Annotated in this window: 9 protein-coding genes; 2 read left to right on the forward strand and 7 right to left on the reverse strand. The window is 69.7% G+C overall.

Annotated elements, in window-relative coordinates; all coding sequences use genetic code 11:
- Positions 1 to 34 precede the first annotated feature (34 nt).
- Positions 35 to 685, reverse strand: coding sequence for an MIP/aquaporin family protein (locus DW299_RS15840; protein WP_136037148.1), 651 nt, complete (start codon positions 683 to 685; stop codon positions 35 to 37).
- A 255-nt stretch (positions 686 to 940) separates the two neighbouring features.
- Between DW299_RS15840 and DW299_RS15845 the strand changes: the two genes are divergently transcribed.
- Both DW299_RS15845 and DW299_RS15850 read left to right on the forward strand, forming a co-directional pair.
- Positions 941 to 2,296 (forward strand): APC family permease, encoded by a 1,356-nt coding sequence (locus tag DW299_RS15845; RefSeq protein WP_136037149.1) that lies wholly within the window; start codon positions 941 to 943, stop codon positions 2,294 to 2,296.
- Positions 2,283 to 2,504: a multidrug transporter gene (locus DW299_RS15850; RefSeq protein ID WP_136029719.1), complete on the forward strand. Its 222-nt coding sequence runs from the start codon at positions 2,283 to 2,285 to the stop codon at positions 2,502 to 2,504. Before DW299_RS15845 ends, DW299_RS15850 begins: the two co-directional genes overlap by 14 nt.
- A gap of 62 nt (positions 2,505 to 2,566) precedes the next feature.
- On the opposite strand, the gene DW299_RS15855 is transcribed toward DW299_RS15850, so the two are convergent.
- From DW299_RS15855 to DW299_RS15880, 6 genes are all read right to left on the reverse strand, one after another.
- Positions 2,567 to 3,337: an SDR family NAD(P)-dependent oxidoreductase gene (locus DW299_RS15855; RefSeq protein ID WP_136037150.1), complete on the reverse strand. Its 771-nt coding sequence runs from the start codon at positions 3,335 to 3,337 to the stop codon at positions 2,567 to 2,569.
- A complete protein-coding gene (locus DW299_RS15860; RefSeq protein WP_136037151.1) occupies positions 3,334 to 3,948 on the reverse strand; it encodes a nucleoside/nucleotide kinase family protein in 615 nt (204 codons plus the stop codon). Before DW299_RS15860 ends, DW299_RS15855 begins: the two co-directional genes overlap by 4 nt.
- 76 nt (positions 3,949 to 4,024) lie before the next feature.
- A complete protein-coding gene (locus DW299_RS15865; RefSeq protein WP_136029715.1) occupies positions 4,025 to 5,035 on the reverse strand; it encodes a sugar ABC transporter substrate-binding protein in 1,011 nt (336 codons plus the stop codon).
- Between the two features lie 47 nt (positions 5,036 to 5,082).
- The gene (locus DW299_RS15870) at positions 5,083 to 6,126 is read right to left on the reverse strand and encodes an ABC transporter permease (protein WP_240744513.1); all 1,044 of its coding nucleotides are present in this window, start codon (positions 6,124 to 6,126) and stop codon (positions 5,083 to 5,085) included.
- A complete protein-coding gene (locus tag DW299_RS15875) occupies positions 6,123 to 7,622 on the reverse strand; it encodes a sugar ABC transporter ATP-binding protein (RefSeq protein WP_136029713.1) in 1,500 nt (499 codons plus the stop codon). Before DW299_RS15875 ends, DW299_RS15870 begins: the two co-directional genes overlap by 4 nt.
- Positions 7,619 to 8,674, reverse strand: a complete 1,056-nt coding sequence (locus tag DW299_RS15880) for an NAD(P)-dependent alcohol dehydrogenase (RefSeq protein WP_136029711.1) — start codon at positions 8,672 to 8,674, stop codon at positions 7,619 to 7,621. Before DW299_RS15880 ends, DW299_RS15875 begins: the two co-directional genes overlap by 4 nt.
- Between the last annotated feature and the right edge of the window lie 135 nt (positions 8,675 to 8,809).

The raw sequence follows: 8,809 nt of genomic DNA on the forward strand, positions 1-8,809 counted from the left end.
CCCCGAGGGGATGCGGCGCTCCGGTGTCACGGTGTCACTCGGCGGCGGCGATCTTCTTCGCGTCGTCGGTGTTGAGCACGCGGAACAGGACCGCGGCGATGATCGCGCCGACGGCCGGGGCCACGATGTAGAGCCACAGCGAGCTCCACGCGAAGTGGCCGCTGACCGAGAGGCCGAGGGCCACGGCGGGGTTGAAGCCGCCGCCCGAGATGGAGCCGACGGTCGCGGCGCCGATGAACACGGTGGCGCCGATCGCGAGGCCGTAGAACGAGTTGCCCGCGGTGTCCTTCGACGTGGCGGAGTTCAGCACGACCCACACGAGGATGAGCGTGAACAGCGCCTCGACCAGGAACGCCGGGCCGACCTCGATCACCATGGCCTTGTCGCCCGCGGGCCAGACGGCGAGCGCGGCGAGGGCGGCGAGCGCGCCACCCACGAACTGGGCGATCAGGTAGGCGATGAAGTCGGCGACGCTCAGGCCGCCGCGGAGGAAGACGCCGAGCGAGACGGCGGGGTTCAGGTGAGCGCCGGAGATGTGGCCCGTGGAGTACACGAGCACCATCAGTGTGAAGCCGATCGCGAGCGGCGTCAGCGGGCTGCCGCTGTTGATGGCCGCGATGATCGCGAGGACGAAGAGGAAGGTGGCGATCGCTTCGGCGATGGCCTTCCGCGGTGTACCGGTCATGAGTGTGCCCTTTTCTGTGGAACCGAAGGCGGCCACCCCGTCCGCTCGGCAATTCGTAGCCGACGACCCGCCTTGCGGCACTGAGGATAGCGGCCGCGGTGGGCCGGGAGGCGGAGCCGCGCGGTCCTTTCTGGGAAAACGCTGGACGGGGCGCTGTCGCACCCGAGGACGGTGCAAGGCCGAAGGCTTCGCGCATGTTCCGCGCCCCTGTCAAGCCCGTCGCCCGTGGCCGTCCGCTCCCCCTAGCGTGCGAGCATGACCTCCCAGACTGCGCCCGCGACCGAGGCGCCCACCAAGCTGCGGCGCGCCATCACCGGCCCCCTGCTCTACGCCTTCATCCTCGGCGACGTGCTGGGCGCGGGCATCTACGCGCTCATGGGCGTGCTGTCGGGCAAGGTCGGCGGCCTGCTGTGGGCACCCCTGGTGCTGGCGCTGCTGCTGGCGCTGCTCACGGCGGGCTCCTACGCCGAGCTCGTCACGAAGTACCCGCGCGCGGGCGGGGCCGCGGTGTTCGCGGAGCGCGCCTTCCACAGCCCGCTGGTGTCGTTCCTGGTGGGCTTCAGCATGCTCGCGGCCGGGGTGACGAGTGCCGCGGGGCTGGCTATCGCCTTCGCCGGCGACTACCTCAGCACCTTCGTCGACCTGCCGACCATCCCCGTCGCGATCGCGTTCCTCGCGCTCGTCGGCCTGCTGAACGCCCGGGGGATCCGCGAGTCGATGGGCGCGAACCTCGTGATGACCGCGATCGAGCTCAGCGGTCTGGTGATCGTGATCGTCGTCGTCGCGATCTTCGTGGGCGGCGGCGGTGGCGACGTGTCGCGCGCGATGGCCGCGCCCGAGGGGTCGAACGTGGCGATCGCCGTGCTCTCCGGAGCCGTGATCGCGTACTACTCGTTCGTCGGGTTCGAGACCTCGGCGAACATGATCGAAGAGGTGAAGGACCCGCGCCGCACGTACCCGCGGGCGCTCTTCGCCGCCCTGATCACCGCCGGCGTCGTGTACGTGCTCGTGGGGCTCGCGAGCGCGATCGCCCTCCCGTCGTCCGAACTGCAGGAGTCCAGCGGCCCGCTGCTCGCCGTGGTGGAGGCCACCGGGGTGAACGTGCCGTCGTGGCTGTTCAGCCTCATCGCCCTCATCGCCGTGGCCAACGGCGCCCTGTTGACCATGATCATGGTCAGCCGCCTCACGTACGGCATGGCCGAGCAGAACCTGTTGCCGTCCGTGCTCGGACGCGTGCTGCCGAAGCGGAAGACCCCGTGGGTCGCGATCCTCACCACGACCCTCGTCGCGATGGGCCTCACGCTCGTCGGCGACCTGGCCACTCTGGCCGAGACCGTGGTGCTGCTGCTGCTCGTCGTGTTCCTCAGCGTGAACGTGTCGGTGCTGGTGCTGCGGCGCGACCGCGTGGAGCACGACCACTTCCGCGTGTGGACCTTCGTGCCGGTGCTGGGCGTCGGGTCGTGCATCCTGCTGCTCACCCAGCAGCGTCCGCAGGTGTGGCTGTTCGGCGCGATCCTGCTCGCGGTGGGCGGGGTGCTGTACGCCGTGGCACGCTGGACGCGTTCCCGTTCGACGACCGACGACCAGAAGGAGCATCATGAGCACGCCTGACCACGACCGCACCGGCGACGATCGCGAGAGCTTCGAGGAGAACCGGCACGATCAGCTCACCTCGGCTCCCGACGCGACCGAGGCCGACGCCGCCCCCCGCATCGACGTGAGCGAGCACGACGGCACCACGCGCGTCGACATCCGCGACGACGCCGAGGTGCGCCCGGGCCCCGGCCCCGGCATGCCCGAGGCCGACGGCGAGGACTGACCCCGCACGCACGAACGCCCGCTCTCCTCCCCCGGGAGCGGGCGTTCGCGTGTGCGCCGCGATCAGAACAGCGTGTAGCCGCCGTCGACCACGAGCACGGTGCCCGACATGAAGCTCGCCGCGTCGGAGGCGAGGAACACGACGGACGGGCTGACCTCACTGGGCGTGGCGTAGCGCTGCTGAGCCGAGTCCTCGATCCAGAAGCGGCGGAAGCGCGGCTCGTCCACCGGCGACATGTCGGTCTTGATGTATCCGGGCGCGACGGCGTTGACCCGCACGCCGGACGGGGCCCACTCGGCCGCGAGCGACTTGGTGAGGTGGTGCACCGCGGCCTTGGAGGCGTTGTACGCCGGCTGGAACTGCGGACGGTTCACGATCTGCGCCGAGATCGAGCCCACGTTCACGATCGACCCGGAGCCGCGGGCGACCATGTGCGCGCCGACGGTCTGCGACATCCGCCACAGGGCCGTGAGGTTCGTGTCGATCACGTGCGACCACTCGTCGTCGGTCACCTCGAGCGCCGGACGGTGGATGCACGCCCCGGCGTTGTTGATGAGGATGTCGAGGCGTCCGCCCGCGGCGTCGATGGCCTCGGCGGCGATGCGGTCGACCGACGCACGGTCGGTCAGGTCGCCCAGCACCACCCAGGCCCGGCGCCCCACGGCCTCGATCTCCGCCGCGGTCTCGCGTGCCGCCGCTTCGTCGCGGCCGTGCACGACCACGTCGGCTCCGGCCTCGGCGAGCGCGCGGGCGAACTCCCGTCCGAGGCCGCGCGTGGCGCCCGTGACGAGGGCGGTGCGGTCGGTGAGGGCGAATGTGTCCATGACGCTCATGCGTCGTCTCCTTCGGTCGGGGTGAGGATCGCGTCGGCCCGGTGCCGGGTCGCGCGGATGAGGTCGGCGTTGGGGCCGTCGACGTGGGTCGCCCAGGCGACGGCGTCGTCGTGGGAGCGGCCGTGTGCCTCGTGACGGGCGACGAGGCGGCGCACGCGCAGTCCGTCGGGCACGTCGAGGTACCAGACCTCGTCGAGCAGCGGGCGCACCCGCTCCCAGCCGCCCGCGTCGTGCAGCAGGTAGTTGCCCTCCACCACGATCACGCGGTCGGAGGGCGAGAGCGGGAGGGCGCCGGCGACCGCGGCGTCGAGGTCGCGGTCGAAGCGCGGGGCGAGCACGGCCTCGCCCGCGCGGAGTCGGGTGAGCAGGGCGGCGAAGCCGTGCACGTCGAAGGTCTCCGGGGCGCCCTTGCGGTCGCGCAGTCCGAGACGGTCGAGGTGCTCGTTGGCGAGGTGGAACCCGTCCATCGGCAGCACCGGCTGCCCCAGGGCGGCGGCGAGCGTGGACTTGCCGGCGCCGGGCGGCCCGACGACGCCGAGCAGGAACGGACGTGCGTCGCGGGAGAGCTCGCGCACCCGGACGGGAGCGTCGGCGGCGGTCAGTGCGCGCATCGGGGTCTTTCGGGGAGGGGACGGGCGGGGGCACGGGCCGGGGGAACGGGCGGTCGCCCGCTCCCCCGACGCGGTGTCACTGGTCCAGCAGACCGGCCTCCTTGTACAGGTCGATGTACTCCTGCACGTTGTCCTTCGTGATCAGCGGGTTGCCGATGTCGACGTTGACCTCGTCCTCGGCGCCCGTGAGCAGGTCGTGCACGGCCTTGAGGTTCAGCTGCGCCAGCTCGCGGGCGTTCTGCAGCGAGGTCGCCGTCATGGTCCCCGCCTCGATGAGCAGCGTGGCCTCGGGGGTGCCATCCACGCCGAACGCGAGGATGCCGTCGAAGCCGCTCTTGCCCTTCACGGCCTCGAGCGCACCCGACGCCATGTTGTCGTTCATCGAGATGATCGCGTCGATCTGCGGGTTCGCGAGCGACCAGTCCTCCATGAGGGTCATGGCCTCGTCCTTGTTCCAGTTCGCGATGTCCTCCGCGACGATGTTCACGTCGGTGCGCTTCTCGAAGAACTCCTTCTGCCACGCGTCACGGCGGGCCGTGCTGTGGAAGTTGCCCGCCGGGCCGTTCAGCACCACGACGTTGGCGCCGTCGGGGATCTGCTCGACCGCGAGCTCGGCGACCACGGCGCCCTGCTTGTACGGGTCGGCGTCGACCGAGTTGCCGCCGCTCAGGCCCTCGACGCGCGGGTTCGTGGTGATGGTCACGATGCCCGCGTCGATGGACTGCTGGATGTACGGCAGCTGCGCGTCGGCGTTGTTCGCCTGGATGATGATCGCGTCGAACCGGTTGGCGATCGCGTTCTCGATCATCTTGTTCTCGATCTCGTCGTCGGCCTGGCCGTCGAACACCTCGAGAGTGATGTCGTCGTAGTTGCCGGCTTCCTGCTTCATCTCGTTCGCGAGCCACGCGGCGAACGAGTCGGCCTGGGCGCGGGCGATGTACGCGACGCGGTACTCGTCCTTGTCCTCGGAGGCGCCTCCGCCGCCGTTCCCGGCCGGGTTCCCGGTGGTGACGGCGCAGCCGGCGAGGCTGATCGCCGCGGCGGCAGCGGCGCCGAGCGCGATGATCCTGCGGGTAAGACTCTTCATTGTCTTCTCCTGTTTTCTGTGGGTGGGTGAAGCGATGGGCGGAGGGGTCAGGACGAGGTCCTGCCGCCTCCCGGATCGGATGCGGACGAGGAGGCTCCGACGGGGAAGGGGTCGCCCTTCGCGTCGGACTTGAGGATGGTGGTCTTCGCCTTGCCGCGCTTGCTGAAGACGTCGTAGGCGACGGCGACGACGATGATGGCGCCCATCACGATCTGCTGGATGTACGAGCCGATCCCGATGAGGTTCATGATGTTGCCGAGGATGCCGACGATCAGCGCGCCCGCGAGGGTGCCCATGACCGTGCCGACGCCGCCCGAGAAGCTGGTGCCGCCGATGATCGGGGCGGTGATGGCCTGCAGCTCGTAGCCGACGCCCGCGTTGGGGAGCCCGGCGTTGACGCGCGACATGAAGATCACGCCCGCGATGCCGACCAGGGCGCCGTTGACGAGGAACGCCTGGTACTTCACCCGCTCGACCGAGATGCCGGCAGCGCGAGCCGCCTCCTCGTTGCCGCCGACCGCGTAGACGGAGCGGCCGTAGCGGGTCTGGTTCATCAGGTACCAGATCACGATGGTGACGCCGATGAGCACCAGCACCGGGATGGGCAGCCAGCCGAGGTTGCCCTGGCCGATGAGGATGAAGTCGCCCAGCTGCAGCACGTTCTGCCCCTGCGTGAGCTCGAGCACCGCGCCGCGCGCCATCAGCATCATGCCGAGGGTCACGATGAACGCGGGGGTCTTCAGCGTCGCCACGAGGAACGCGTTGACGAGGTTGCAGAGCATGCCGATGAGGATGCCGGCGAGGATCGCGAGCAGCAGGTTGCCCGTCGACTTGTAGACCAGCACCGACACGACGCCCGCGAACGCCATGACGGCACCGGCCGACAGGTCGATCATGCCGCCGATGATGAGCGTCATCGCGCCGAACGCGAGGATCGTGATCACGGCGACCTGGCGGAGCACGTTGAAGATGTTGTCGGAGCTCAGGAAGTTCGGGCTCAGGAAGCTCGCCGCGACGATCACCACCAGCAGGATGATGTAGATCGAGAAGCGGTTCACCTCGAGTCTCTTCAGGTTCTGGAGCATTGTCATGCCACCTCGATTTCATTCATGGCGTAGGTGAGGATGGTTTCCTGCGAGAACTGATCGGGCGTCAGCTCCGCGGTGAGGCGTCCGGCCGACATCACGTAGATGCGGTCGCACATCCCGATGAGCTCGGGCAGCTCGGAGGAGATCATGAGGATGCCGCGGCCCTGGCGGGCGAGCTCGGTCATGATCTTGTAGATCTCGAACTTCGCGCCGACGTCGATGCCGCGGGTGGGCTCGTCGAGCAGCAGCACCTTCGGGTCGGCGATCAGCCAGCGGGCGAGGAGCACCTTCTGCTGGTTGCCGCCGCTGAGGTTCGCGATGCGCGTCTGCAGGCTGGGCGCCTTGACGTTCATCTTCTGGAAGTACTCGGTGACGAGCTTCTCCTCCTCGCGGCGCCGCGCGAAGCCCCCGCGGATGACCTTGCGCAGGCTCGCCAGCGTGGCGTTCTTCATGATGCTCAGCTGCGGGACGATGCCGACCAGGCGGCGGTCCTCCGAGAGCATCGCGACGCCGGCCTTGATCGCGTGGGTGGGGTTCTTGATCTTCACGGTCTTCGTGTCGACCTCGATCTCGCCCGCGTCGAGCTTGTCGAGCCCGAACACCGCACGGATGACCTCGCTGCGTCCGGCGCCGATGAGCCCCGCGAGCCCGACGATCTCGCCCGCGCGGATGTGCAGGTCGATGTCCTCGAACATGTGCGCGGCGGAGAGCCCGGTGGCGCGGAACACGGTGTCGCCGATCTCGACCCGCTCCTTGGGGTAGGACTGGTGGTCGAGGTCGCGGCCCACCATCTGCGCGATCACCTGACTGGAGGTGATGTCCGCGGCGGGCTGTGAGCTGACGACGGTGCCGTCGCGCAGCACGCTGATGTCGTCGGCGAGCTCGAAGACCTCGTCCATCTTGTGCGAGATGTAGATGATCGACTTGCCCTGGGCGCGCAGGTCGCGGATCTTCGCGAACAGCGACTCGACCTCCTTGTGCGCGATGGCCGAGGTCGGCTCGTCCATGATCAGCACGTCGGCGCTGTGGTAGACCGCGCGCAGGATCTCCAGGGTCTGGATCTCCGACACGGTGAGGGTGCCCAGGCGTCGGTTGATCGAGAAGTCCAGGCCCTCCTCGGCGAGGATGCGGCGGGCCTCGCTGCGGATGAACCGCCAGTCGACCTTGCCGTACTTCATCGGCAGCCGGCCGAGGAAGAAGCTCTCCGCGATCGTCATGCCCGGCACGTAGTTGAGCTCCTGCGAGATCATCGCGATGCCGCGGGCGCGGGCGTCGATGGGGTTCTTGATCCGCACCTCCTCGCCGCGCACCCGGATCGTCCCGGCGTCGGGCTGGTAGATGCCGTTGATGATCTTCATGAGCGTCGACTTGCCGGCGCCGTTCTCGCCGCACAGGGCGTGCACGGTGCCGGGGCGCACGTCGAAGGAGACGTCGTCGAGGGCCTTCACCCCGGGGAACGACTTCGACACCCCCTCGACCGACAGCAGCGTCTCGCTCATGACGCCGCCTTGACCGACGGCTCGTCCACGCGCCGGGTGCGGGGCAGGACGATGCGCTTGAGCGAGTCGATCGACCCCTCGCCCGACAGCGCCTCCTCGACCTGCTCGATGCCGTACACGTGGGTGACGAGCGAGTCGAGCTCGACCTGGCCGGACTCGAGCAGGGCGCGGGCGATGGGCCAGGTGCCGGTGTAGCGGAAGATGCCGGTGACGTTGAGCTCGCGCATCGCGACCTCGGGCACCGAGAGCGGGAACTCGTCGGCGCTGCCCACCAGCACCACGGTGCCGCCCGCGCGGGTGGATCGGATGCCGTTGACGATCGCGGGGGTGGCGCCCGAGGCGTCGATGAAGACGTTCGCCGCCAGCTCGACGGTGGACTCCGCGGCGGGGTCGACCACGCGGGCGCCGTAGGAGGCGGCGAGCTCGCGGCGGGCCGGGTTGATGTCGGCGACCACGACGTCGACCGCGCCGAACGCCTTTGCGACCTGCGCGGCGATGATGCCGATGGGGCCGCCGCCGGCGATCAGCACGGTGTCGCCCACCTTGATGCCGCCCTTCTGCGCGGCGGCGATGCCCACCGACAGCGGCTCCATGAGCGCGGCGGCGTTGTCGCTGATGGCGTCGGGCACCTCGTAGGCGAAGTCGTCCTGGATCAGCACGTAGTCGCAGAAGGCGCCGTCGATCGGCGGGGTGGCGTAGAACTCCATCTGCGGGCAGAGGTTGTAGTCGCCGGCGCGGCAGAAGTCGCAGCGGCGGCACGGGCGCTGCGGCTCGATGGCAACGCGCTGCCCGACGCGGGCGGGGTCGACGTCGGCGCCGACCGCGACGATCCGGCCGCTCACCTCGTGGCCGAGGATCAGCGGGCTCTCGACGACGTAGGGTCCGATGCGTCCGTGCTCGTAGTAGTGCACGTCGGATCCGCAGACGCCGACGCTCGCGACCTCCACGAGCACCTCGTCCGCGGCGGGCGTGGGGACGGGGCGCTCCTCGAGCACCAGGTCCTTCACCCCCCGCAGCACGCTGGCGGTCATCGTGGACGGGATCTCAGACATGAGTGTCCTCTCTCTCGGGGGAAAGCGGGTGGGCCGCGGCCGGCTCGGCCTGCAGGTCGGCGAGGTGCAGGTAGCGGTCCCACACGTCGCTGCGGTCGGCGGCGGGCTCGGTCACGGAGGTGGTGGCGGGGCGCC

The organism is Microbacterium sp. K35, assembly GCF_004794375.1.
Lineage (GTDB): Bacteria > Actinomycetota > Actinomycetes > Actinomycetales > Microbacteriaceae > Microbacterium > Microbacterium sufflavum.